This window comes from Stagnihabitans sp., from assembly GCF_964946895.1.
Map to the genome: position 1 here is coordinate 1 of NZ_CBBQHX010000022.1, position 24,803 is coordinate 24,803.

The following is a 24,803-nucleotide window of genomic DNA, read 5'->3' on the forward strand; positions in this document are numbered from 1 at the left end:
ATGGCTTGCGTGGCCGAGGTGTCAACCGGGTTCACGATGATCGCCGAAACGCCCGACGCGATGAAGTTGTTGATCTGGTCCAATTGCTTGGCCACATCGTCCTTCGCATCTTCGATCTGAACCTTTTGGCCGTTCTTGTCGGCATAGGCTTGGATCCCGTTGCGCAGAACGGTCAGGAAGTTGTCGTCGAACTTCGCCATCGAAACGCCGATGTCGGCCATTGCGGTCGTGCCCATCAGGGCCACGGCGGCAGCAATAAGATACGTCTTCATGGTCTCTCCTCCACATACGGGGCCCGGCGTCCCCGTTCTCCCAGCCGGGCCGCCCACTTCGGGGCGGTATTCCCTTCGCTCAGGCCTCCACGCCTGCGCGAATGAATTCCATCGAGGCCGCCAACGCCGGAGCGTGGTCCGCCAACCCATGCACCGAAGGCGCAAAGGGTTCGTACGAAATCGCCCCGGTGTAGCCTGCAGCCTTCAAGGCGCGGATCTGCGCCACGTTGCCCAGAACGTCATCGGCATCGACCAGAACCCGGTGCGGATCGCGCATGTCATCCAGATAAATCGAGTCCTTGACGCCGGAAACGTGAACGATTCCCGTCAGTTCCGGATAGATCGGCCCAAAGCCCGCCAGCGCGTGGTGGAAGGTGTCATGGACCATGAAATAGGTTCCAACGCCGCCCACGGCATGGATCACTTCGGCCAGAACGTCCTTGTAGCGCAAGGAGCAGACCGCAAAACCCAAGGGTTCCACCATCGCCTTCAGCCCATGCGCCTTCAGCATCGGCAGCAGTTCCCGCAGCGCGGTTTCCGTGACCTTGAAACTGTCGGCGCGATCTGTCGCCACGCCATCGTTGCGCGGAATCAGGCTGACCGCTTCGGCGCCCGCCGCCACGGCGATCTTCATCAACGCCTCGGCCTCGGCCCGCTTGGCCTCGGACCAGTCGTTGAACATCTTCACCTCGGCCAGCGCCAGAAAGCGCAGGCCACGGGCGGCGACGGCAGCCTTGACGACGGCCGGATCAGCCCCGCCAAACAGCGGCGATTTCAAGTCGTTGCGGAATTCGACCCCGACGCAGCCCAGACCCTTTGCCAGGTCCAGAAAGGGTTCCCACGCCATGTTCGGCGCCGTCATGTGGTTCAGTGCAAAGGGCAGCATGACCCGTGATTCTCCCAAATCGAGGGGCAACCGAGCCCCGCGTTGGTGGAATTGATATTCCATTTCGCGGGATTATCAACTGAAAATTCTAAAATCAGAACATGCGTTCCAGAATGCAAGCCCCAACGCGCGCGTATCCAAATTCCCCGCGCCCGTACGTGAGGGCCGTGGCTTCGCCGAAAAACGGCAGCTTTTCTGTCCTAATTGGCCGTCAAACCGATTCGCCGACGTGGATGTCCGGGGGCAGGAACACCTGAACCCGTTCGACCTCGCCCTGCCCAAGGGCTGCGCGCGCCATCGTCGCAAACAGCGCGCGGCATAATTTTTCCAAAGGCGTGTCCAGAACCATGGTCACCACCCCCTCACCCAAGGCCGCCCTGCTGTCCGCCGTCAGCGCCGAAACGATCAGCGCCACCTCTGGCCGCCGCGCCTCGCGCAGCGCCGCAATCGCACCCTCCATGCCGCCCCCGGCCACGTAAACCCCGCGCAGATTGGCATGCCGCGCCAGCAGCGCCAGCGTCGCCTCGTAGGTCAGCTGGCGGGTTTCCAGATTGACCATCGCCTCCAGCACCTCCAGCTGCGGCGCCTTTTCGCGCAGATAGGCGCGAAAGCCGGTCTCTCGCAGCTCGTGCCCGTGCCAGCGATGGCCGCCGACGAAGATCGCCAGTTTGCCCGCGGGCTTCGGATCGCCGCCCTTGGCCGCCAAGCCCATCATCCACCCCGCCGTCCGCCCGTGCTTGAGGTTGTCGAGCCCCAGATACCCCGTCCGCGCCGCCTCCGCGAAATCCGACAGCAGCGAGAACACATGCATGCCCGTGCCGCGCAGATGCTCCACCGCCTCGGTCACTTCGGGGTGGTTGACGGCCGTCGCCGCCAGCACATCGCAGCGCCCCTCCATCCCGCGCAACAGCCGCGCCATTTCCGACGGTGCCTGGCTGGTGGAAAACTCCAGAACCAGCCGGCCCTGCACGCCCTTGGCCTCAGCGACCGCGCGGTGCAGGGCCTCGGCGAAGGCCTTGTAGAAATCCTGACCCTGCTTGTGCAGCGCCACGCCAAAGCGCACTTCAGGCAGATCTGCCGCAGCCCCCGCCAGCCGCAGAGCGGCCGGATGCCCGATGCGCCGCGCCGCATCCGCGATGCGCGCCACGGTATCGCCACGCACCTTTTCGCGCCCGTTCAGCGCACGGTCCACCGTCGCCAGCGACACACCCGCCGCTTGCGCCAGTTCCACCAATCCCGGTCGTCTTGCCATGATGTCTTTTCGTCATCCATTTCCTGGCTTCTGACGATATATGACGAAAGTCTTCACGTCCATCGTTGCGTGAATCGGCGCTTTGCCTCTAACCTCCCCCCCGGAGACCGCGGTGAGCGGAGGGGAGAGGTCATGTCAAAACGCAATTACAGCCTTCTGGGGCCGGACGGCAAACGCGCGGTCGAGATGGGTCTTGCCGCAGCCGAATGGTACCACACCGACGTGCCGCGGAAGGACATGAAGGCCTTCATGCAACGCTCGGATGCGCCTGCCATCCGCGACACGGTGATCCTGTACGGGCTGATGATCCTCTTCGCCGGCATCGGCATCGCGTTCTGGCCCTCGCCCTGGACCATTCCGGTCTGGCTGGCTTACGGCGTCCTCTACGGCTCGGCCTCCGATAGCCGCTGGCACGAGGCCTCACACGGCACCGCGTTCAAGACGCCGTGGATGAACAACGTGGTCTACGAAATCGCCAGCTTCATGATCATGCGCAACTCCGCCACCTGGCGGTGGAGCCACGCCCGCCACCACACCGACACCTACATCGTCGGCCGCGACCCGGAAATTGCCGTGATGCGCCCCGGCGTGCTGGGCAAACTGCTGTTGTCCTTCGTCGGCATCCCCGAGGTCATGTCCTACATTCCCAGAATGATCACCAACGCCATCTCTGGCCCCACGGCGGAAGAACGCACCTTCGTCCCGCAAAGCGAATGGCCCAAAGTCGTCCGCGTTGCCCGGATTTCGGTGGCCATCTACGCGGCGACCCTTGGGCTGGCGCTTTGGATGCACTCGATCCTGCCCCTGATGGTGATCGGCCTGCCACGGATGTACGGGGCCTGGCACCACATCATGACCGGCCTTCTGCAGCATGGCGGTCTGGCCGATAACGTCATCGACCACCGGCTGAACTCCCGTACCGTCTACATGAACCCGATTTCCCGGTTCATCTACTGGAACATGAACTACCACGTCGAACACCATATGTTCCCCATGGTCCCCTACCACGCCCTGCCTGCGTTGCACGCGGCGATCAAGCACGACCTGCCCGCCCCCAACCCCTCTATCGCCGCCGCCTTTGCTGAAATGTGGCCCGCCCTGAAGCGCCAGTTGCAGTACGAGGATTACTTCCTGCAGCGCGCCCTGCCCGCCACCGCCAAGCCCTACCGGATGGATTTCCATGAAGGCGCGCTCGGTCAAACTGTCTCTGCTGCCGAATAATAGGAACCCGCGAATGCCCTGGATTGACGCCTGTGACACCTCCGACATCGAAGCCGAGGATCTGATCCGCTTCGATCACGCCGGGGCGACCTATGCCATCTACCACTCCCCCGACGGCAAGTTCTACGCCACCGCCGGTAAATGCACGCACGAGGATGTGCATCTGTCGGACGGTCTGGTGATGGACCACGTGATCGAATGCCCCAAACACAACGGCCAGTTCGACTACCGCACCGGCGAGGCCAAACGCGCCCCGGTCTGCGTCAACCTGAAGACCTACAAGACCAAGGTCGAAGGCTCCCGCGTTTTCATCGAGGTGTCCTGATGGCCAAGCGTCCCACCGTCGCCGATCTTCTGGCCAACCGCGGCCGCCACCAATACGCGATGCTGCGCGTCGAAACCCTGGACGAGGCCGCAGCTGCGGCAACCGCCGGGGTCGAGCTTTTCTCCATCCCCCCCGCGATGATCCACGACCGCCGCTTCCGCGAGGTGGCCCCCAACGCCTTCGCCTTCCCTGGCGACAACTTCTATGAAATCGGCGGCACCGACGATTTCCTCCGCTGGGCGCTGCCCCTGTACAAGGCCGGTGCCGACGGCGTCTATTGCTCGGGCTCGCTCCGCACCGTCAAGGAACTCGCCGACCACGCCATCCCGGTCTGCGGTCATGTCGGCCTGATCCCCTCCAAAGCCACCTGGACCGGCGGCTTCAAGGCCGTGGGCAAAACCCTCGACAGCGCCAAACGCGTCTGGGACCAATGCGTGGCCCTCGCCGACGCCGGCGCCTTCGCGGTGGAAATCGAGGTCGTCCCCCATTCCATCACCCAAGCCATTGCCGAAAAGACCGACCTCTTCCTGATCTCGATGGGTGCTGGCGCCGCAGGCCACGCGCAATACCTCTTCACCGATGATGTGCTGGGGCAAAACACGGGCAAAGTCCCGCGCCATGCCAAGATCTATGCCAACTTCGCCGCTGAACACGCTCGCCTGCAAGCCCTTCGGATCGAGGCGATGACCCGTTTCGCCCAAGACGTCCACAGCGGCGAATACCCCGCGCCGCAATACCTCGTGGATTCCAATCCCGACGTCGTGGCCGCTTTCCGTGACTGGCTGAACGACCAGACCAAATGATGCAAGCGGGCGGCCTGCAAAGCCGCCCCATTTGCTCCTTGCCCAAATACTCCCGCCGGAGGCACGCGATTTTTCGCAGAAAAATCGTCCCCCTCAGCCCCCAGATTTTTCGTAGAAAAATCGTCTACTCCGCGTCCCGCAGCACCCGCGCCGGCCGGGCAGAGATCGGCCGATAGGCAAACACCACCCCTGCCGCCAATGTGGCCACCATCCCACCCGCAACAATCGCCAGGGCCGACCATGGCTCGAAGCGGTAGGGCAGGTCCATCACCAGCCGCAGCACCGCCCAGCCGCCAACCCCTCCGGCCAAGATTGCCACCAGCCCCGCCGCAGCCCCCATCAGGGCCGAGCGCAGCGCGAAACTGGCCAGGATGCGCGTCCGCGTCGCCCCCAGCACCTTCAGAACCGCCGCCTCCCGCATCCGCGCCGGAACCCCCGCCGCCGCCCCGCCGATCAGCACCACGATGCCGGTCACCAACACCGCCCCCGCCGCCAGCACCGTCGCGGTGGCAATCGCCCCCAAAGCCTCCACCACCCGGCCAATTGCCTCCTTCACCGAAATCGCCGTGATGTTGGGAAAAGCCTTCGACGTATCCCGCAGGATCGCGGCCTCTGCCCCAGCCTCGGCATAGACCGTCGCAATCGACGAATGCGGTGCCCCCGCCACCGCCGAGGGGTTGATCGCCATCACGAACCCCATCCCCGCGCTGGAAAAATCCACCTTGCGGAACGAGGTGATCGTCGCCTCGATATCGCGCCCCAGAATGTTCACCGTCAGTCTGTCGCCCAACTTCAGGTGCATCTCGGCCGCTTCCTGCGCGGCAAAGGAAATCTGCGCCGGTCCGGTGTAATCCTGCGGCCACCACGCCCCCGCCGTCACCGAAGTCCCCGCCGGCGGCGCGCCCGAGAAGGTGATGCCACGGTCGCCCATCACCACCCAATGATCCCCCACCACATCCCGCGCCTTCTTGCCGTTGATCTTGGTCAGGATCCCCCGCAGCATCGGCGCGGACTCCACCTTCGACACCGCCGGATTGCCCTTCATCATGTCCAGAAACGGCTGCAACTCGGCATCCTGCAGATCAATGAAGAAGAAACTTGGCGCCTTGGCCGGCAGGTCACTGGCAATCGAGGCGCGGAAGTTCGCGTCAATCTGCCCCACCACGGCCAGCACGCTCAGCCCCAGACCCAATGACAGCACCACCGCCAAAGCTTCTGACCGGGGGCCGCCAATCGCGGCCAGCGCCCAACGCAGGCCCGGTCGCCCCTCCACAAACCGCCGCCTTGCCAGCCAGCGCGCCAGCACCTTCAACCCCAACCCCGCCAAGGCCAGCACCGCCAGCGCCGCAAAGACCCCGCCCAAGGTCCCCAAAGCCAGCATCGCACTGCCGGAAAACCACACTGCCCCGCCGACAAACAGCGCCAAGAGCCCGGCCATCGCGGCCAGATGCTGAAGCTTCGGCCAGACCCGCTCGGCCGCCCCCCTATATAAAGCAGTCGCCCTTTGCCGGACGGCCTGGCTGAGCGGCCAGAGGGCAAACAACAGGCCGGTCACCACGCCATAAAATGCCGCCTGCAGCAACGGCACCGGATAAAGCCCGAACGCCACCGGAAACGGCATCGCCCCGGCGATCAGCGGCGCGCCCAGCAGCAGCAGCCCTGCCCCCAGCACCAGCCCCAGCCCCACACCAATCCCGCAGATCACCGCGATCTGCAGAAGATAGACCCGCATCACCAGGCGCCCCTCGGCCCCCAGCACCTTCAACGTGGCAATCGTCGCCACCCGTGCCTCCATGAAGGCCCGCACCGCCGAGGCGACGCCCACCCCCCCCACTGCCAACCCCGCCAACCCCACCAGGATCAGGAAGGATCCCAGCCGCTCGACAAACTTCTCTACGCCCTGCGCCGCGTGGCGCCGGTCGCTCCAAGCCATGCCCTTGTCGCGAAACGCCGTCTCTGCCGCCGCCTTCAGCCCGTCCAGATCCGCCCCCGGTGCCAGCAAGCGGTAATCCGTCTCATAAAGCGTCCCCGGCGCGATCAGCCCCGACTGGGCCAGATCCTCTGTCCGGACCAGCGTCCTCGGCCCCAAACCCAAGCCCGCCGTCGCGGAATCCGGCTCTTTCAGCAAAACCGCCCCCAGCCGGAATTCCTGCAACCCCAGTTTGAAAGTATCCCCCACCTTCAGCCCCAGCCGATCCGCCAGAACCTTCTCCATCACCCCGCCGGGCCGCCCGTCCTTGACCGCAAATGCCTCGGCCAACGTCCCCGCCGCCAGCCCGACATCGCCGACAAGGGGCCACAGATCATCCACCGCCTTGACCTGTGTCAGCGCACGATCCTCTGCGGCCACCGCCAAGGACCGGAACTCGACCACCTCCGACACCTTGGTGGCATGTGCGGCCATCCAGGCCTTCTCTTCGGCACTGGCAAACCGATAGGTGAAATTCATCTGCGCATCGCCGCCCAGAATGACCGCGCCCTGATCCGCCAGCCCGCCTTCGATCGCCGCCCGCAGCATCCCAACGGCAGCAATCGCCGCGACCCCAAGGGCCAGGCACAGGATCAGGATGCGAAACCCCGCGATCCCGCCACGCAACTCCCGCCGCGCCAACACCCAGGCGAGGCTCACGCCAGCACCCCATCGGCCAACCGCAACACCCTGTCACAGCGCGAGGCCAGTTCCGCAGCATGCGTCACCATCACCAAAGTCGCGCCATGCCGGTCGCGCAAGCCAAACAGCAAATCCATGATCGCAGCACCATTCCCGGTATCAAGGTTCCCCGTCGGCTCATCCGCCAACAGCAGCTTCGGCCTGACAACCGAGGCCCGTGCCAAAGCCACCCTCTGCTGCTCGCCCCCCGACAGCTGGCTTGGATAATGCCCGGCCCGGGCACCCAGCCCCACCGCCTCCAATTCCGCGCGCGCCCGCGCGAAAGCCCCGGCCTCGCCAGCGATTTCCAAGGGCACCGCGACGTTTTCCACCGCAGTCATCGTCGGAATCAGATGGAAACTCTGGAACACCACGCCCATATTCCCCCGGCGGAAGCGCGCCAGCGCATCCTCGTCCATCGCGGTCAGATCCTGACCCAAAGCGCTTATTTGCCCAGCCGAGGCCCGTTCCAGCCCGGCCATCAACATGAGGAGCGAGGATTTGCCCGACCCCGAAGGCCCGATCAGCGCCAGACTTTCCCCTTCCTCCACCGTCAGGGAAATCCCGCGCAAAATCTCCACCGGCCCGGCATTGCCCTTCAGGCTCAGCCGCACATCCTTCAAGTCCAGAACCGTGTTCATGAAAACTGCCCTTGCATCTTTGCTCACATATGGGCCGATCCGCGCCTTGCGCAACATAACGTTAGCGTTATTGCTGGCGGGCCCCGCCTCTGCCACCACCATCGCCGCCTTGGGCGACAGCCTGACCCAGGGCTATGGCCTGGCCCCCGAAGACGGCTTTGTCCCGCAACTGCAAGCCTGGCTCGCAACCCAAGGCCAGACCGTCACCGTCGAAAACGCCGGCGTCTCCGGCGACACCTCTGCCGGTGGCCTGTCGCGCCTCGACTGGACCCTCGCCCCCGAGGTTCAGGCCCTGATCGTCACCCTCGGCGGCAATGACATGTTGCGCGGGCTGGATCCCGCCCAGACCCGCGCCAATCTGGACGCGATCCTGAAGGCCACCACGGCCAAGCACATCCCCGTCCTTCTGATCGCCATGCAGGCCCCCGGCAACTACGGCCCCGATTACAAGGCACAGTTCGACGCCATCTACCCGGACCTTGCCGCCCAATATCACGTCCTCCTCGCCCCCGGCTTCTTCGCCCCCCTCTTGGCCAAGACCCCCGACCCCGCCGCCATGGCGCAATACCTGCAGGCCGATGGCATGCACCCCAACCCCGATGGCGTCAAAATCATCGTCGCGGGCATCGGCCCCTACGTCCTTGATCTGCTGAAAGAAATCCAATGACCCTGCCCGCCGCCCTCCTGACAGACCTCGCCGCCATCGTGGGCCCCACCCATGTCCTCACCGGCGCCGACACTGCAAAATACCAGACGGAATGGAGCGGCCACTACCACCCCGAACCCGCCGCCGTCGTCCGCCCCGGTAGCACCGCCGAGGTGTCCGAGGTCGTCAGGGCCTGCGCCCGCCACAACACCCCCCTCGTCCCGGTCTCCGGCCTCACCGGCCTGACCGGGGCCGCCATGACCAAAGGCCTCATGCTCTCGGTCGAACGCCTCAACAAAATCCGCGAGATCCGCCCCGAAACCCGCATCGCCGTCGTGGAAGCCGGCGTGATCCTCCAATCCCTCCACGACGCGGCAGAGGCGCGAAACCTCTACTTCCCCCTCTGGTTCGGCGCCCGCGGCTCCGCCATGATAGGCGGCGTCCTGTCCACCAACGCCGGCGGCTCCAACGTCGTCCGCTACGGCTCCACCCGCGCCCTCTGCCTTGGGCTAGAGGTCGTCCTTCCCGATGGCCGCATCCTCAACCTCATGTCCGAACTGCACAAAAACAACTCCGGCTACGACCTGCGCCAGATGTTCATCGGGGCCGAGGGCACCTTGGGCGTCATCACCGCCGCCGTGATGAAACTGGTCCCGCGCCCGAAAGCCTACGCCACCGCCACCCTCGCCGCCCGCTCCCTGCCCGACGCGCTCGACCTCCTCAACACCCTGCAGGAAGCCTCAGGCGGCGCGGTTGAAGCCTTCGAATACATGCCCGCCTCCTACATCCAGCGCCTCTCCGAAGCCCGCCCAGACGTCCGCCTCCCCTTCGACAAACGCTTTGAGACCAACATCCTCGTCGAACTCGCCGCCACCGCCCCCAAAGACTCCACCCCCGACGAGAGCGGCGAAATCCCCATCGTCACCCTCCTTGAAACCACCCTTGCCGCCCTCATCGAGACCGGCGCGGTCCTCGATGCCGAAATCGCCCAGAACACCACCCAACGCCTCGCCATGTGGAAGCGCCGCGAACTGGCCGCCGAGATCACCAACTCCCGCCAGCCCTCCATCGACACCGACATCGCCCTGCCCCTGCACCTGATCCCCGAGTTCTACACCCGCATCACCCCCCGCCTCCTGACCCTAGACCCGCAATCCGACACCCTCACCGTCGCCCACCTCGGCGACGGCAACCTGCACTACACCGTCTTCCCCACCCGCAAAGACCCCGTGCTGCACGAGGCCGTCCTTGAGGCCGTCGAAGACGTGGTCGAGGAACTGGGAGGCAGCTTCAGCGCCGAACACGGCGTCGGGTTGTCGAAGCTAAACACAATGGCCCGCCGCAAAGACCCCGTAGCCCTCGACGTGATGCGAGCGGTCAAAGCCGCCCTGGACCCGCAAAACCTGATGAACCCCGGCAAAGTCATTCCCCCCGCCTAGGGAGCATCAACTTCTGGAGCATCTGTGTCCGCTAACGCCTTCTGATATGCCTTCACAGCGATTGAAAAGGCAAACGCAGCTTCGGCATTTGAGAACATATATTCCTCGGTTATCCCTGACTTGGAGCGAAACGCAATGCGACCATACTGGCAAATTGGAATCTGATAGTTTTCTTTGAAACGCTTGTCCGGTGACCCGTCCTTGTTCGTCTTAGCCCAAGTATTCCCAATCACCTTTGAATCCCTTGGAACACCTTCCGTTTCATGAAATGCCGACACATTCGCTTCGGTTTCCAATTCCCTCAGGTCGATTAGTGCAAAAGCTCCATCCGCTCTCGGTATCAGCGCAACGCCAGGATATATGAGTATATCATCACCATTGACGTTCTCGAAACGCATGGCACGCCCACTGAACTGGATCAAATCGGCGGAACTGAATTCCAGCTTGACCGGATGACGATCAATCACGCGGTTCGCAACTGTCCTTTCCGCAAACTGGTTCGCCGCGCGATGAGAAGTAATGTCCCAGCGTTTCTGACATTGCTTCAGGGCTTCGAACGCTCTAACCATGTCCGCATAAGCTCGCTGCGCAGCTTCCCCAGCTTCGAAGGCGACGGAAATCTTGGTGTTCCCCTCCCATTCGCTTAGGCGCCGAATCTCGGCTACTGTGACGGGAAGCGACACCTCCAATTCGGCAATCCGCTTTCGATAGAACCAGCGAAACAAGCTGCCCTTCCGGCGATTCAACTCCCCTTTCTGTTTCGCCTCCTCTTCGCGTGCCTCTTGAAGATCGGCTCTGACTTGCGCCTGTTGCTCGCGCGCCTTCGCGACCATGTCGCGCATAGGCACCAACGTCGAACTAGTGAGGACCTCCACCGACGCGCTGGAAATTTCATTCATGCCCGCTTGAGGCATGTAGACCTTGGCAGAAGCCGGGATGTTGTCCGATGCAGGTGTTCGGATAGGGTCGGGGGAATAGACGGGCGACTGATTGTCGGGACTGTTTCCCGAACCACCAGACGCACCGGAGCCGCCAAACGGAACGACGAGCGTGGTGTACGAAAGGCCTGTGCCCGGTGCGCCGACCGTTGCGCGGACACCCTGCCGCCCAATATTCACGGTCGCTCCCCGAACGCCAATGCTGGTGCTAATGCCCCGCTTTCCAACATTGATCCGGACGCCGGGAAAAAGTGTAAAAGTTTGCCTGAAACGGAGCGTCATATCGCAACCTCTGCTGTTCTCGCGTCACCATAGATACCATCCTGTGGCGTGAAAATTCTCTTTGCTTGAAAAATAGTCTGGCCCGATCGGTCGGTGCTTGCCGAAAATTTCCCACACCAAGAGTTAACAAAAAGTGAATCAAAACCCACCTTCCCCAATTATATCAAACCCTTACCCCCCATTGCACGCGTGCAATCCCCAAGGTTGCACACCTACTTCCCCTTCCAGACCGGGTCCCGCTTCTCGGCAAAAGCCCGCGCCCCCTCCAGCTGATCCTCGCTCGAATAAAGCCGATCCACCGTCACAAGCTGCCTTTTCGTGACCCTATTCAAAGCATCCTGAAACCGCAAAGCCTCCGCCTCGCGCACGACTTCCTTGATGGCCGCGTAAACCAGGGGCGGCCCGGATTCCAACAGCCGCGCCAGATCCCAAGCCTTGGCCAACAACTCCGCAGGAGAACAAATCTCCTTCACAATCCCCCACCGCAGCGCCTCCTCGGCATCGAACCAGCGGCCCGTCAGCAGCAGATCCATCGCCACATGATACGGGATCCGCTTGGGCAGCTTGATCGAGGCCGCATCCGCCACGGTCCCAGACCGGATCTCCGGCAAAGCAAAGGTCGCGTTGTCCGAGCACAGGATCAAGTCGCAGGACAAAGCCAGTTCCAACCCGCCGCCGCAGCAGATGCCATTCACGGCGGCAATCACCGGCTTGTTCAGATTGGGCAACTCCTGCAGCCCGCCAAACCCGCCGACGCCATAGTCGCCATCAACGGCATCGCCGCCCGCAGCGGCTTTCAAATCCCAACCGGGGCAGAAGAACTTCTCCCCCGCAGCACGCAGGATGCAAACCCGCAGGCTGTCATCATCCCGGAACGCCCGAAACGTCTGCCCCATGATCCGGGACGTGACCAGATCAATCGCATTGGCCTTGGGCCGGTCGAGAGTGACCTCCAGGATCGCGCCCTCACGCCGGGTCTTGACCGGGCCTTCGCTTGTCATGTCCATCTTAAGCTCTCCTGATCAGGGCATCCACGGCGATGGCGCCCGTTTCGCGGACCATCACCGGGTTGATTTCGATTTCCTCCAGAGTGGCGTCGGCGGCCATCAGATCGCCCAGGCGCACCGCCAAGGACGCCAAAGCCGCCATATCCGCCTTCGCCCGGCCCCGATAGCCATCCAGCAAGGGCCAAAGCCGCAAACGCCGCAGCGCTGCCAGAACCTCGACCTCCGAGGCGGGCAGGATCAAGGTGACGGTATCGGCCAGAACCTCTGCCGTGACGCCGCCCATTCCAAGTGTCAGGCTGACCCCATAGATCGGATCGCGCCGCAGTCCGACGAGGATTTCTGCAGCCGAACCCGTGACCATCTCCTCAAGCAGATAGCCGGTCGCGCTCGGCATTTCGGCCTGACCGTCGAGCGAGGTGAGCCCCAGACGCACCGCCCCGGCCTCGGTCTTGTGGGCAAAGCCGAGGCCTTTCAACGCGTAGGGTGGGGTTAACCCCACCCTACCTGCCGCAAGCTCGGCCAAGGTCGGCGCGGTTACAGACTTGGGCACCGCAATCCCGACCGAAGCCAGCAATGCCTTGCCATCCGCTTCGCTCAGCAGCACCGTCTGCCGGGGCGCCAAAGCCCGCAGCGGCCGCCAGCCCGCCACACCAGCGGGCATCTGCACCGCCTTGATCGCCGCCAGGGCCGTCTCCAGCCCCATCAGCACGCAGACGCCCTGCTCGATCAATGTGCCGGCATAGGCTTCATCGAAGTTCTCGGCCATCGAAGCCACGGGCAAAGCCGGTTTGCCCGTGGCGCGCTGCGCCGCGACAATCGCGTCGAAGGCCGGTTGATAGCCCGAAGGGTCGCAGCGATCGCCGCGTGGCATGTCGATGATATAGATGCCTGCGTCATAGCCCGAGAGCATGGTGGTGAAGACATCCGTGGTGCGCGGCCCGTCGCCCCAGATGAAGGTGTGGTAATCCAAGGGATTGGCCACTGTCACGATCGGCCCGAGGATCTCGTTCAGGCGGGCTTTCACGGGCGCTGGCACCGGCGGAAATTCGATCCCGAAGGGGGCCGCCAGATCCGCCACCAACCCGGCCTCGCCGCCCGAGCAGGACAGCGAGCAGATCCGTTGCCCCAGCCCGGTGCCATGGACATGCAGGATCTTCAGCGTCTCGATCAGTTCCGAGGGCGTGTTGACCTCGGCCACCCCGATCTGCCGCAGGAAGGCGCTGGAGGCCGCACCGCCACCGGCCAGCGACGCGGTGTGCGACGCGGCGGCGGTGCGAGACAGTTCCGTCTTGCCGGACTTGATGACAACAATCCCCTTGCCCATCGCCCTTGCCTTCTCAGCCAGGGCAGCAAAGGCTGCGGCGTCGTCGATGCCCTCGACATACATGCCCAAGGCAGTGACACGCGGGTCATCGAGAACCGCCCCCGCCAGTTCGGCCAGGCCCACTACGGCGGCATTGCCCAAACAGGCGACATAGGCCACCGGAAGGCCGCGCTTTTGCATGCCCAGATTGATGACGATGTTGGACGACTGGCTGACCAGCGCCACGCCCGACTTGACCGGAACCCCGCCATGCTGATCGGGCCACAGAAGGGCACCGTCGAGGTAATTGATCACCCCATAGCAATTCGGCCCAAGGATCGGCATGTCGCCTGCAGCGGCCACCAGTTTTGCCTGCAACCCTGGTTCCCCGGCCTCGGTCCAGCCAGAGGCAAAACAAATCGCCCCCCCGGCCCCCATCGCCGCAAGTTCCGCCACGATGTCGATGGTGGCAAAGCGGTTCACGCCTATGAAGGTCGCATCCGGCACACCCGGCAGATCGGAGAGCGACGCATAGGCCTTGAGGCCACCGATCTCTGCCTTGCTGGGATGCACCGGCCAAACCTCACCGGCGAAGCCCATCTTGCGACATTGTTCGATGACATTCAGCGCCCAGCCCGCCCCCAGAACGGCAATGGACTTCGGGCGCATCAGGCGGTCGAGGCGCGTCATGCCCGACCTCCGCGCCTGTTGCTGGCGCCGGGGGCCAGCCCCCGGACCCCCGGGATATTTATGAACAAATGAAGTCGTACAAGAAGACGCCCTGCCCCGATCCAACGAGGCAGGGAATCTTCACCTGTTACCGTCATCGGCGTCCCCGCCTGTTCGGTATACCCAACATTGCACAGAGAGGTTAACATCCCGTTACTTTCATTTGTTCATAAATATCCCACGGGGGTCCGGGGGTGTGAAACCCCCGGCTTGCGACGGTTCAAGCACCCAGCGGGCGCAGAAGTTCGCGGCTGATGATATGGCGCTGGATTTCCGAGGTGCCTTCCCAAATGCGTTCGACGCGGGCGTCGCGCCAGATCCGTTCAAGGGGCAGTTCCTCCATCAGACCCATGCCGCCGTGGATCTGGATCGCTTCATCGGCGATCATCGCCAACACCTCGGTGGCCTTCAGCTTGGCCATGGACATGTCAGCTTCCGTGACAGTGCCCTTGTCATATTTCCACGCGGCCTCACGGGTCAGAAGTTCGGCAGCCTTCAACTCCATCGCCATGTCGGCGAGTTTGAAGCTGATGCCTTGGAATTTGCCGATCTGCTGACCGAATTGTTTGCGCTCTGCCGCGTAGGACAGCGCGTGGCCCATGGCCCGTTCGGCCCGGCCGAGGCAGGTGCTGGCCACCTGCAGGCGGGTGGCACCGAGCCAGGAGTTTGCCACCTCGAAGCCCTTGTGGACCTCTCCGAGGATTTGCCGCTTGTTCAGACGACAGTCGTCAAATTCCAGCACGGCATTGGTGTAGCCCCGGTGCGAGACATTGCGGTAGCCGTCGCGGACGGTGAACCCAGGCGTGCCCTTGTCGACGAAGAAGGCGGTGATTTTCTTCTTGGGGCCGCGCGGGGTGGCTTCCTCGCCTGTCGCCACGAAGACTATGGCAAATCCGGCAAGATCGGCGTGGGAGATGAAATGCTTGGTGCCGTTCAGGATCCAGTCATCGCCATCCTGCCGCGCATTGGCTTTCATGCCGCGCAGGTCAGACCCGGCGGCCGGTTCCGTCATCGCCAGACAATCCCAGGTCTCGCCCCTGATGCAAGGCATCAGGTATTGTTCGCGCTGTTCGGCATTGCCGGCCAGCAGGATGTTGGAGGGCCGCGCCACGCAGGTCCAGTGCAGGGCATAGTTGGCCCGCCCCAGTTCCTTTTCGTAAAGCAGCCAAGACAGGGTATCGAGGCCGGCGCCGCCGACCTCTTCCGGCATGTTGGCGGCATACAACCCCGCCGCGATGGCCTTCTTCTGGATCTCTCGGATCAGATCCAGGTCAAGATGGCCAGTCCGCTCCACCTGCGCTTCGTGCGGATAAAGCTCGTTCTCCACGAAGGCGCGGGTGGCGTCGACGATCATCTGCTGTTCTTCATTCAGGCCGAAATCCATGGCGTCCTCACGGGTCTACGTTATAGGTCATGCCGTCCACCGCCAGCGCCTGGCCCGAGACCATGCGCGCCGCGTCGGAGGCGAGGAAGAGGGCCATTTCGGCAACATCTTCCGGGTCCGTCAGCCGTTTCATGGCGGTGCCAGAGGCATAGCCTTGCCGCACCGCGTCCGGCGTCATGCCCTTGGCTTCTGCTTCCGCCTCGATCACCCGGTCAATGCGCGGCCCATTCACGGACCCCGGACAGATCGCATTGGCGCGGATGCCGAAGGGGCCAAGCTCCATCGCCACCGTCTTCATCAAGCCGATGACACCCCACTTCGCCGCCGCATAAGGGGCGCGGTACGGCGTGCCATAAAGGCCGGAGGTCGATGATGTGAAGATCATCACCCCCGTCTTGGCCGGTTTCATCAATCGCGCGCCGTATTTCGCTGCCAGCATCGCGCCATCCAGATTGACGCCAAGGCATTGGTGCCAGGCCTTCAGCGGCATATCTTCGATCGCCGCCGTCGGGCCCTTGATTCCGGCATTGGCGCAGAGAACATCCAAGCCGCCCCAGGCGTCAGCGATGTCGGCAAACAGGGCCTCCATGCCCGCCTCGTCCGAGGCATCGACATGGCTGCCACGAATGCCCGGCGGCAAGGCGGCGATCATGGCTGTGTCGACGTCGGTTACCCAGACGCGGTAGCCTGCGCCTTGGAAGGCTTTCGCCATCACCAGACCAATGCCATTCGCGCCCGCCGTAATGAGGACGGTTTTCATTTCTTCTGCCCGACAGCGCGGCCTGCGCCTTCGGGCATCGGCAGTCCGGCATGGGCGTCGGCGATGGACTTCAGCTTGGCGTACACCTCTGGCGAGGCGGGCGAAGTCTTGCCCGTGCCCATGTCCACATGCAGGCACAGCTGCTCCACCGTGGCCACGCACTCCTCGCCTTTCATGATCCGCACGAAGGAGCGGAAGCGCTTTTCATCAGCTGAGATGATCTGCAACGTGCCCGTCAGCCGGTCGCCCAGCTTCGCCTCGCCCAGATGGCGGATGTGGGTTTCGGCGGAGAAGAAGGAATGCCCCGCCGCCACATAATCCATCCCCGCCCCGATCAGCCGCAGGAAGGCGTCGACGGTTTCGGAGTTGGCGAAGTAGTAGCGGCTTTCGGTCATGTGGCCGTTGTAGTCGATCCAGCCGGGCAAGACCTGCATTTGGGCCATCGCCAAGGGTTCGGCCTTGGGTGTCACGTCGGTGGTGTGGAAGGCCACGGCGCGGGCCTCGTCATGGGCGCGCAGGACTTTGCCGGCGCCCCAGTTGCGTTCCTTCAGGGCGCGCAGGAAGCCGATCAGGTTCTGATCGCGGATGCGCTCCAGTTCACGGATACCGTATGCGCCGGATTGGGCGTCAGATTGGGTGGCCACAAGGTCCACGAGGGCGTCGTTGAACTCTGGCACGTCCATCAGCTTGGTCCAGGGCCATTTCAGCGCCGGGCCGAACTGGGCCATGAAGTGGCGCATCCCGGCCTCGCCCCCCGCCACGCGGTAGGTCTCGAACAGGCCCATCTGGCCCCAGCGCAGGCCAAAGCCCATGCGGATGGCGTCGTCAATTTCGCTGGTGGTGGCGACGCCGTCGACCAGCATCCACAGCGCTTCCCGCCAGACCGCCTCAAGGAAGCGGTTGCCGATGAAGGCGTCGATTTCCTTTTTCAGGACCAAGGGGAACATCCCGATGTCCTTCATGATCTGGACGGTCTTGGCCACCACCTCGGGCGGGTTCTTCGGGCTGCCGGAGACTTCCGAGAGCGGCAGCAGGTAAACCGGGTTGAACGGGTGTGCGACGATGATGTTGTGCGGCGCGGGCGAGCCTTCCTGCAGGTCGGACGCCTTGAAGCCAGAGGTCGAGGAGCCGATCAGCACGCCCGGATTGGCCTGCTGCAACTGGGCATAGACCTTCTTCTTCAGCTCGATCCGCTCCGACACCGACTCCTGCACGTATTCCGAGCCCTCCACGGCCTCGCCAATCGTGTCATGGAAGGTCAAACGCCCCTCGGGCGGCATCGGCACATCCGACAGCGCGGGCAGCGCCAGCCGAGCGTTCGCCAGCACGGCGTTGATCTTGCGCTCTGCCTGCGGATCGGGGTCAAAGACCTGCACGTTCCAGCCATTAAGCAGGAACCGCGCCGCCCAGCCCCCGCCGATAACGCCGCCGCCGATGATGGTTGCTGTTCTGGTCATTTGAAGGCTCCGAAGAGGAAGTAGTAATAGATGACGTTGAGCGACAGGTAGCCCCCGATGGAGGTGGCTACGCCAGCCCTGCCCGGCGTCAGCCGGCCGCGCAGCAGCGCACCGGAGACTGTGCCGATCACCAGGACGACGCCGAGAAACGGCAGGAACGCCAACGCCTTGATCTTTAGCTCGTCCGGCCCAGCCAAAATCGCTCCGATGTTCATGCCACCGTCCGAAGCGATCAACGCGACTGTTGCGACAAAACCCAGTGCGAGCAGGCCGAGGGCAGCGGCGAAAAGCTTCCATCCGCCGGATTCCGCTTGAAGAAAAGCGGCGGCCCCCATGATGCCGGAGAGAAAGATGTCCCAGAAGATCATGACCGAGCCACCGGCCCCCGCTTCTCCAGCTTCAGCTTGGCCCGCACCTCGGCAGGCGTGATCACCCGCGCGCCGAGGTTGGAGATGATGGTCACCGCCCGCTCCACCAGTTGCGCGTTGGTGGCGAGCACGCCCTTGTCGAGCCAGAGGTTGTCCTCCAGCCCCACGCGGACGTTGCCGCCGGCCAGAACCGAGGCCGCGACATAGGGCATCTGGTTGCGGCCGATGGCAAAGGCGCTCCAGAACCAGTCGCTTGGCACGTTGTTGACCATGGCGAGGAAGGTGTTGAGGTCATCCGGCGCGCCCCACGGAACGCCCATGCAGAGCTGCACAAGGGTCGGGGCGGGGATCACGCCCTCTTTCGCCAGTTCTTTCGCGAGCCAGAGGTGGCCGGTGTCAAAGGCCTCGATCTCGATGCGGACACCCGCCGCCGTCATCCGCCGCGCCATGTCGCGCAGAAGGCCGGGGGTGTTGACCATGACGTAATCGGCCTCGTTGAAGTTCATCGTGCCGCAGTCCAGCGTGCAAATCTCGGGCCGGCATTCGACGACATGGGCGACGCGTTCGGTGGCCCCCGCCATGTCGGACTTGGCCCCCATGCGGTTCATCGCTTCAGAGCCTTCGAAGTAGATGTCGCCGCCCATGCCCGCGGTCAAGTTCAGGACAACATCGGTGCCGCTGTCGCGAATCCGCTCGGTCACTTCGCGGTAGAGCTTGCCATCACGGCTGGGTTTGCCGGTTTCCGGGTCGCGGACGTGGCAATGGACAATCGCGGCCCCGGCCTTGGCGGCGTCGATGGCGGATTTGGCGATCTGCTCGGGCGAGCGGGGGACATGGGGGGAGCGGTCCTGCGTGCCGCCCGATCCGGTGACGGCGCAGGTGATGAAGACTTCGCGGTTCATGGCGAGGGGCATGGGATTCTCCGATTTGGCTGGGGGCACCATAGCGGGGTTGGCAAGCGGCGCTTGACGATTTACGAAGCAGATATGTCAAAAAGCGCATCAATCTTCGCCGCATCGCGGCAACCGCTGACGCTGGCGCTGCTGGTGCTGCCGCAGTCGTCGATCCTTGAGGTGGCGTCCACGCTGGACCCGATGCGGTCGGCCAACCGGCATCTGGGGCATGAGGCCTACCGCTGGAGGGTGGTGTCGCCCGATGGCGGGGCAGTGCCTTTGACCTGCGGGATCGAGTTGCCGTCGTCCGGGCCGCTGGCTGCGGCGGAGGGGGCGGATGCGCTGGTGGTGATTGCGGGGTTCCGCCAGTCGGAGGTGGCTACAGCGCCCCTGATCCGCGATCTGGGCCGCATGGCGGGGCGGTTTGCAGCGGTGGGCGGCATTGACGCGGCGGCCTGGGTGCTGGCGCGGGCGGGGTTGCTGGCGGGGCACCGGGCGACGGTGCATTGGGAGGATCTGGAAGATCTGGCGGCCGCGCATCCGGAGGTGGAGGTGGTGCCGGATCGCTGGGTCATCGACCGTAACCGTTTCACCGCCGGAGGAGCCTCGCCTGCGGCGGATTTGATGCTGCATCTGATCGGCTCTCGTCACGGGCCGGCGCTGGCGCGACAGGTGGCGGCCTCGTTCCTGACCACGCCAAGGCCGGGGTCGGAGCCGCAGGTGGCGCCGGTCATGGCGGATCTGCGGCTGGACCCGAGGGTGGCGCAGGCGGTGGCCCGGATGGAGGCGCGGATTGACGCGCCAGAGACGGCAGCCGAGACGGCGCAGGCGATCGGGCTGTCGGTTCGGCGGTTGGAGACTTTGTTCCGCGCCGGATTACAGACGACTCCCGCCGCCTTTGCGCTGTCGCTGCGATTGCAGGCCGCGCGGCGGATGATGACCGACACGCGTCATCCCTTGGCGGAGGTGGCCCTGCGGACGGGGTTTTCCAGCCCTTCGGCCTTGTCGCGGGCGTTTCGGGCGCAATTCGGGATCGCACCAAGCCGGTTGCGCTGAGGATAGGGCCGGTCGCCTTTGGCTGGGGCGGGGAGGCCAGCCTCCCCGTGCCCCTCCGGAGTATTTCCAAAGGAGCAAATGCGTTAAGGTCAGAGACCCTCGACGAGGGTGATATGGGCCACACAGGCGCCGGCGCGGGCCTGACGCGCGGCGGTGTATTCAGGCGAGGCATAGCAGGCGCGGGCGGCGTCCAGGCTGGGGAATTCGATGATCACGTGGCGGTCAAGGGCGGGGCCTTCGAGGCTGTCGTGTTCGCCGCCACGGGCGAGGAATTTGGCACCATGGGCGGCGAATGCCTGCGGCGCGAGGGCCTGATAGCCCTTGTAGCGCTCGGGGTCGGTGACTGTGACTTGGGCGATCCAGTATGCGGGCATCAAGGGGTCTCGGCTTTCAGGAGGCGCTCTGCGATGGCAGAGGCCTCGGTCAGGTGGTCGCGGACGGCCTGGGCTGCGGCCGGCGCGTCATTGGCAAGGATGGCGTCGTGAATGCGGGTCATGCGGGCAAGGCCGGAGACGTTGCGTTCCTGGGTGGCAAGCGTCAGAGCGCGCAGGCGACTGATGCGGCCATTGAGGCGCTGGACGATCTCCCAGGCGATTTCGTGGCCGGCGGACAGGAAGATCACCTCGTAAAAGGCGGTGGTGGCTTGCGCGAGCGTCAGGCTTTGGCCAGACGCGAAAGCCTCGGCGATGCCGTGCAGGGCTTGGGTCAGCCTGGCTTTGGTCGCGGCATCGGCCGCTTCGGCGCAGGCCGCAGCCGCCCCCTGTTCCAAAAGGAGGCGAATGTCGTAGATTTGCCGGGCCCGGTGCCAGTCCAGCGTGGCGACCATCGGCCCGCGATTGGGCATCGTTTCCACCAACCCCTCAGCCTCGAGGATGCGGATTACCTCGCGCACGACCGAGCGGCTGACGCCCAACTGGTCGCAAAGCGTGCGTTCCACCAAGCGCTCTCCGCTGGCAAACCGTCCCGACAGGATGGCGGCGCGCATCCGGCCCAGTACGATCTCGCGCAGGGTTTGCGGCATCTGCTCAATTTTCAGGTCGTCATGTGCGGTCATCATGGCCAAAGCCTAACCTTTTGTCGCAGGCCATGCAAGAATTCTTGACATGTTGTCCGATGGTATACCAAGATAAGCCAACCGAGACCTGAGTCTGAGGACACCATGCCAGCCCTGATCCGCAAAACCCTGACCTATGTTGAAACCACGCTGATCGAGGGTGGCAAAGCGGCGCCCCGGCCCTTGGTGCTGATCGCGGCGGCGGCGGTGATCAAGAATCCCTGGGCCGGGCGCGGCTTTGTCGAGGACTTGGGGCCAGAGATCAAGGATGTCGCCCCCGAACTGGGCAAGCTGCTGACCGCCATGATCCTGGAGCGGACGGGTGGGGGCGAGGCGGTTGAAGGTTATGGAAAATCCGCCGTCGTGGGTCTGGACGGCGAGGTCGAGCATGCCTCGGCCCTGATCCACACGCTGCGCTTTGGCAACCATTACCGGACGGCAGTGGGGGCCAAATCCTACCTGTCTTTCTGCAACACGCGCGGCGGGGCGAATGCTCCGATCATGATCCCCCTGATGCACAAGGGCGATGAGGGGGCGCGGTCGCATTATCTGACGATCCACTTCTCTATCCCGGACGCCCCGGCGGCAGATGAGATTGTCGTGGCTTTGGGGGCATCGATCGGCGGGCGGCCGCATCACCGGATCGGCAACCGCTACAAGGATCTGGAGGAGCTGGGCCATGAAGCCTCGAACCCTGCAGGGGTCTGACGGCAGCTTGCGGTGGATCGAGGCGGGTGCAGGCGAGCCGCTGCTGCTGATCCATGGCGTTGGGATGCGGGCAGAGGCCTGGGGGCCGCAGATGGGCCTGCCCGGCCGGGTGATTGCCGTCGATATGCCGGGGCATGGCGGGACTTCGGCTTTGCCCGAGGGGGCCTTGCTGACCGATTATGTCGACTGGGCGGCGCGGGCGATGGCGCGGCTGGGGCTGACCTCGGCCAATGTGGCGGGGCATTCGATGGGGGCGCTGATCGCCTTGGGTCTGGCTGTCCGGCATCCAGCCAACGTGCGGCGGCTGGCCTTGCTGAACGGCGTCCATCGGCGCGATGCCGGCGCGCGAGCCGCCGTCGTGGCGCGGGCCGAGGCGATTGCAGCAGGGGCTTTTGATCTTGAGACGCCGCTCAACCGCTGGTTCCGTCCCGAGGAAGCTTCGGTGCGGGCCCTCGTGGCGGGCTGGTTGTCGAGTGTCACCGGGGCGGGCTATGCGTCGGCCTACCGGGCGTTCTCGCTGGGCGATGACACTTTTGCCGATGATATGGGCCGGATCGACTGCCCTGCCCTGTTCCTGACCGGCGCCGATGACCCGAACTCCACCGCCGAGATGGCCCGCGCGATGGCCGCCGCCGCCCCCTTGGGCCAAGCCATTGTGATCGAGAACCACCGCCACATGGTCAACCTGACCGCCCCCGACCTTGTCAATGCGGCGCTAACCGCGTGGCTTGGCCAGCCCCGCGCCCAACTGGAGAAACGCGCATGACTGACGCCGATGACCGCCGCCGCCTGCGCGATGCCTTTGGCACCTTCATGACCGGGGTGACGGTGGTCACCACCATCGGCCATTCTGGCGAAACGCAAGGCAAGCCCTTGGGCTTCACCGCCAATTCCTTTTCCTCCGTTTCGCTAGAGCCGCCGCTGCTGATGGTGTCCATCGCACGCAGTTCCAGCAATTATGCGACCTTTTCCACGGCCAAGGGCTTTGCGATCAACATTCTGGCCGAAGATCAGCGCGAGATTTCCAACACCTTCGCAAGGCCAGTGGCCGACCGCTTTGCAACGATCAAATGGCAGCCCGGCCCGCATGGCGCGCCAGTCGTCGATGGGGTCTCGGCGTGGTTCGACTGCTCGGTCCACCAGATCGTCGAAGCGGGCGACCATGCGCTACTGATTGGCCGGGTCGAAGCCTATGGCTTCAACACCTCACCCGGCCTTGGCTACTACCGGGGCAGCTATTTCACCGCCAACTCGGCGGCCGTCGCCCCGGGCCCCGAGGTCGTGGTCACCGCCGTGATCGAACGTGACGGCGCGGTGCTGCTGACCGATGACGGCATGGGCGGCCTGACGCTGCCCACCACCAAAGTCGGCCGCGAGGGCGCCACGGCCGCCTTGGCCAAGCTTCTCGACCGACTTGGCCTGCAAGCCTCACCGGGGTTTATCTATGCGGTGTTCGAAGATACCGCCCAGGGCCACCAGCACATCGCCTTCCGCTGCGCCTGCACCGGCGGCATGCCCACCAAGGGCGCGTTTGTCGAGCTTGCCCCCGCCAACCTGCCCGATGTCACCGATCCGGCGATGTCCGTCATGCTGAACCGTCTGGCCGAAGAATCCCGGCAGGGCAACTACGGCATCTATTTCGGCAACCAGACCTCTGGCCGGGTGGCCAAAGTGACAGGAGACACCCAATGAGATTCTCGCTTTTCATCCATATGGAACGCGTCAAGGCCGATGAGCCGCAAGAGCGGCTGTATCAGGAAATGCTGGAACTCTGCCGCATCGCCGATGAGGGCGGGTTTCATGCGATCTGGACGGGCGAACACCATGGGATGAATTTCACCATCGCGCCGAACCCGCTGTTGAACCTCGTCGACATCGCTCGCCGCACCAAGAACGTCCGTCTTGGCACCGGCACCGTGATTGCCCCCTTCTGGCACCCGATCCGTCTGGCCGGCGAGGCCGCGATGGCCGACATCATCATGGATGGCCGCCTTGACCTTGGCATTGCACGCGGTGCCTACGGCTTTGAATATGAACGCCTCTCGCCGGGTCTGGATGCCTGGACCGCCGGCCAGAAAATGCGAGAACTTATCCCGGCGATCAAGGGCCTCTGGGCAGGTGACTATGAACACAACGGCCAGTATTGGCAGTTCCCCAAAACCACCTCGGCCCCCCTGCCCCTGCAAAAGCCGTTCCCGCCAATCTGGGTTGCCGCCCGTGACATCAACAGCCACGAATTCGCCGTGGCCAATGGCTGCAACGTGCAGGTCACGCCGATGCATCTGGGCGACAGCGAGGTGCAATCGCTGATGGACAAGTTCAACGCCGCCTGCGCCAAGCATTCCGACCGGCCGCGCCCGAAGATCATGGTGCTGCGCCACACCTATGTCGCGGATTCCGAGGCTGACGCCCATCAGGGTGCCATCGAGTTGAACGAGTTCTTCAACTACTTCGCCGCCTGGTTCAAGAACGAGAAGCCGATCTCGATGGGCCTGCTGGAAACGATCTCGCCTGAGGAAATCGCCGCCAACCCGAATTACACGCCCGAAATCATGCGCAAGAACCACATCGTGGGCGAAGCGCCCGAGGTGATCAGCCGCATCAAGGGCTATGAGGCGATGGGCTACGACGAATTCTCGATCTGGATCGACAGCGGCATGAGTTTCGCGCGAAAGAAAGCCTCGCTGGAACGCTTCATCGCCGACGTCTTGCCCGCATTCGCCTAAGGA

General features: G+C 64.1%; 25 protein-coding genes. 10 read left to right on the top strand and 15 right to left on the bottom strand.

Features of this window, described 5'->3' with window-relative positions:
- The 3 genes from AC1Y2B_RS14410 to AC1Y2B_RS14420 all read right to left on the bottom strand — a co-directional run.
- On the bottom strand, window positions 1-272 hold a 272-nt coding region (locus AC1Y2B_RS14410), incomplete at its 3' end, for a substrate-binding domain-containing protein (protein WP_482253803.1).
- 79 nt (window positions 273-351) lie between these two features.
- Window positions 352-1,158, bottom strand: a complete 807-nt coding sequence (locus tag AC1Y2B_RS14415) for a TIM barrel protein (protein ID WP_482253804.1) — start codon at window positions 1,156-1,158, stop codon at window positions 352-354.
- 211 nt (window positions 1,159-1,369) lie between these two features.
- The gene (locus tag AC1Y2B_RS14420; protein WP_482253805.1) at window positions 1,370-2,410 is read right to left on the bottom strand and encodes a LacI family DNA-binding transcriptional regulator; all 1,041 of its coding nucleotides are present in this window, start codon (window positions 2,408-2,410) and stop codon (window positions 1,370-1,372) included.
- Window positions 2,411-2,542: 132 nt separating this feature from the next.
- On the opposite strand from AC1Y2B_RS14420, the gene AC1Y2B_RS14425 reads away from it, so the two are divergent.
- From AC1Y2B_RS14425 to AC1Y2B_RS14435, 3 genes are read left to right on the top strand one after another with little or no spacing between them, the layout of a single operon-like run.
- Window positions 2,543-3,631 carry a fatty acid desaturase family protein gene (locus tag AC1Y2B_RS14425; protein WP_482253806.1) on the top strand — a complete coding sequence of 363 codons (1,089 nt, stop codon included), beginning with the start codon at window positions 2,543-2,545 and terminating at the stop codon, window positions 3,629-3,631.
- 13 nt (window positions 3,632-3,644) lie between these two features.
- Complete coding sequence (locus AC1Y2B_RS14430) at window positions 3,645-3,956, top strand: MocE family 2Fe-2S type ferredoxin (RefSeq protein WP_482253807.1); 312 nt, start codon at window positions 3,645-3,647, stop codon at window positions 3,954-3,956.
- Window positions 3,956-4,759 (top strand): 3-methyl-2-oxobutanoate hydroxymethyltransferase, encoded by an 804-nt coding sequence (locus AC1Y2B_RS14435; protein ID WP_482253808.1) that lies wholly within the window; start codon window positions 3,956-3,958, stop codon window positions 4,757-4,759. The genes AC1Y2B_RS14430 and AC1Y2B_RS14435 overlap by 1 nt, the downstream gene beginning before the upstream one ends.
- A 124-nt stretch (window positions 4,760-4,883) precedes the next feature.
- On the opposite strand, the gene AC1Y2B_RS14440 is transcribed toward AC1Y2B_RS14435, so the two are convergent.
- Both AC1Y2B_RS14440 and AC1Y2B_RS14445 read right to left on the bottom strand, forming a co-directional pair.
- Window positions 4,884-7,388, bottom strand: coding sequence for an ABC transporter permease (locus AC1Y2B_RS14440; protein WP_482253809.1), 2,505 nt, complete (start codon window positions 7,386-7,388; stop codon window positions 4,884-4,886).
- Window positions 7,385-8,050: an ABC transporter ATP-binding protein gene (locus AC1Y2B_RS14445; protein ID WP_482253810.1), complete on the bottom strand. Its 666-nt coding sequence runs from the start codon at window positions 8,048-8,050 to the stop codon at window positions 7,385-7,387. The genes AC1Y2B_RS14440 and AC1Y2B_RS14445 overlap by 4 nt, the downstream gene beginning before the upstream one ends.
- Between AC1Y2B_RS14445 and AC1Y2B_RS14450 the strand changes: the two genes are divergently transcribed.
- Together AC1Y2B_RS14450 and AC1Y2B_RS14455 are read left to right on the top strand one after the other, a co-directional pair.
- On the top strand, window positions 8,049-8,717 hold the full coding sequence (locus AC1Y2B_RS14450; RefSeq protein WP_482253811.1) for an arylesterase: 669 nt from the start codon (window positions 8,049-8,051) through the stop codon (window positions 8,715-8,717). The two genes, AC1Y2B_RS14445 and AC1Y2B_RS14450, sit on opposite strands and share 2 nt — an antisense overlap.
- A complete protein-coding gene (locus AC1Y2B_RS14455) occupies window positions 8,714-10,135 on the top strand; it encodes an FAD-binding oxidoreductase (protein ID WP_482253812.1) in 1,422 nt (473 codons plus the stop codon). The genes AC1Y2B_RS14450 and AC1Y2B_RS14455 overlap by 4 nt, the downstream gene beginning before the upstream one ends.
- Here the strand turns inward: AC1Y2B_RS14455 and AC1Y2B_RS14460 are convergent.
- From AC1Y2B_RS14460 to bcoG, 8 genes are all read right to left on the bottom strand, one after another.
- Window positions 10,132-11,355, bottom strand: coding sequence for a DUF4236 domain-containing protein (locus AC1Y2B_RS14460; protein WP_482253813.1), 1,224 nt, complete (start codon window positions 11,353-11,355; stop codon window positions 10,132-10,134). The two genes, AC1Y2B_RS14455 and AC1Y2B_RS14460, sit on opposite strands and share 4 nt — an antisense overlap.
- Before the next feature lie 212 nt (window positions 11,356-11,567).
- Window positions 11,568-12,356: a carnitinyl-CoA dehydratase gene (locus AC1Y2B_RS14465; protein ID WP_482253877.1), complete on the bottom strand. Its 789-nt coding sequence runs from the start codon at window positions 12,354-12,356 to the stop codon at window positions 11,568-11,570.
- A 7-nt stretch (window positions 12,357-12,363) separates the two neighbouring features.
- Window positions 12,364-14,355: an acetate--CoA ligase family protein gene (locus AC1Y2B_RS14470; RefSeq protein WP_482253814.1), complete on the bottom strand. Its 1,992-nt coding sequence runs from the start codon at window positions 14,353-14,355 to the stop codon at window positions 12,364-12,366.
- A 259-nt stretch (window positions 14,356-14,614) separates the two neighbouring features.
- On the bottom strand, window positions 14,615-15,778 hold the full coding sequence (locus AC1Y2B_RS14475) for an acyl-CoA dehydrogenase family protein (protein ID WP_482253815.1): 1,164 nt from the start codon (window positions 15,776-15,778) through the stop codon (window positions 14,615-14,617).
- A 7-nt stretch (window positions 15,779-15,785) separates the two neighbouring features.
- Window positions 15,786-16,538, bottom strand: coding sequence for an SDR family oxidoreductase (locus AC1Y2B_RS14480; RefSeq protein WP_482253816.1), 753 nt, complete (start codon window positions 16,536-16,538; stop codon window positions 15,786-15,788).
- Window positions 16,535-17,995 (bottom strand): carnitine 3-dehydrogenase, encoded by a 1,461-nt coding sequence (locus AC1Y2B_RS14485; RefSeq protein WP_482253817.1) that lies wholly within the window; start codon window positions 17,993-17,995, stop codon window positions 16,535-16,537. Before AC1Y2B_RS14485 ends, AC1Y2B_RS14480 begins: the two co-directional genes overlap by 4 nt.
- Window positions 17,992-18,363 carry a hypothetical protein gene (locus tag AC1Y2B_RS14490; protein WP_482253818.1) on the bottom strand — a complete coding sequence of 124 codons (372 nt, stop codon included), beginning with the start codon at window positions 18,361-18,363 and terminating at the stop codon, window positions 17,992-17,994. Before AC1Y2B_RS14490 ends, AC1Y2B_RS14485 begins: the two co-directional genes overlap by 4 nt.
- A complete protein-coding gene (gene bcoG / locus AC1Y2B_RS14495) occupies window positions 18,360-19,277 on the bottom strand; it encodes a 3-dehydrocarnitine:acetyl-CoA trimethylamine transferase BcoG (RefSeq protein ID WP_482253819.1) in 918 nt (305 codons plus the stop codon). The genes AC1Y2B_RS14490 and bcoG overlap by 4 nt, the downstream gene beginning before the upstream one ends.
- A gap of 72 nt (window positions 19,278-19,349) precedes the next feature.
- On the opposite strand from bcoG, the gene AC1Y2B_RS14500 reads away from it, so the two are divergent.
- On the top strand, window positions 19,350-20,312 hold the full coding sequence (locus AC1Y2B_RS14500; RefSeq protein WP_482253820.1) for a GlxA family transcriptional regulator: 963 nt from the start codon (window positions 19,350-19,352) through the stop codon (window positions 20,310-20,312).
- A gap of 89 nt (window positions 20,313-20,401) precedes the next feature.
- Here AC1Y2B_RS14500 and AC1Y2B_RS14505 read toward each other — a convergent pair whose 3' ends face one another.
- Window positions 20,402-20,686: a DUF1330 domain-containing protein gene (locus AC1Y2B_RS14505; RefSeq protein ID WP_482253821.1), complete on the bottom strand. Its 285-nt coding sequence runs from the start codon at window positions 20,684-20,686 to the stop codon at window positions 20,402-20,404.
- Window positions 20,686-21,369 carry a GntR family transcriptional regulator gene (locus AC1Y2B_RS14510; protein WP_482253822.1) on the bottom strand — a complete coding sequence of 228 codons (684 nt, stop codon included), beginning with the start codon at window positions 21,367-21,369 and terminating at the stop codon, window positions 20,686-20,688. The genes AC1Y2B_RS14505 and AC1Y2B_RS14510 overlap by 1 nt, the downstream gene beginning before the upstream one ends.
- Before the next feature lie 102 nt (window positions 21,370-21,471).
- Here AC1Y2B_RS14510 and AC1Y2B_RS14515 point away from each other — a divergent pair, with 102 nt between their 5' ends.
- From AC1Y2B_RS14515 to AC1Y2B_RS14530, 4 genes are read left to right on the top strand one after another with little or no spacing between them, the layout of a single operon-like run.
- Complete coding sequence (locus AC1Y2B_RS14515) at window positions 21,472-22,074, top strand: amino acid synthesis family protein (RefSeq protein ID WP_482253823.1); 603 nt, start codon at window positions 21,472-21,474, stop codon at window positions 22,072-22,074.
- Window positions 22,046-22,840 (top strand): alpha/beta fold hydrolase, encoded by a 795-nt coding sequence (locus tag AC1Y2B_RS14520; RefSeq protein WP_482253824.1) that lies wholly within the window; start codon window positions 22,046-22,048, stop codon window positions 22,838-22,840. The genes AC1Y2B_RS14515 and AC1Y2B_RS14520 overlap by 29 nt, the downstream gene beginning before the upstream one ends.
- Window positions 22,837-23,766, top strand: a complete 930-nt coding sequence (locus AC1Y2B_RS14525; RefSeq protein WP_482253825.1) for a flavin reductase family protein — start codon at window positions 22,837-22,839, stop codon at window positions 23,764-23,766. Before AC1Y2B_RS14520 ends, AC1Y2B_RS14525 begins: the two co-directional genes overlap by 4 nt.
- Window positions 23,763-24,800, top strand: a complete 1,038-nt coding sequence (locus AC1Y2B_RS14530; RefSeq protein WP_482253826.1) for an LLM class flavin-dependent oxidoreductase — start codon at window positions 23,763-23,765, stop codon at window positions 24,798-24,800. The genes AC1Y2B_RS14525 and AC1Y2B_RS14530 overlap by 4 nt, the downstream gene beginning before the upstream one ends.
- Window positions 24,801-24,803: the final 3 nt, after the last annotated feature.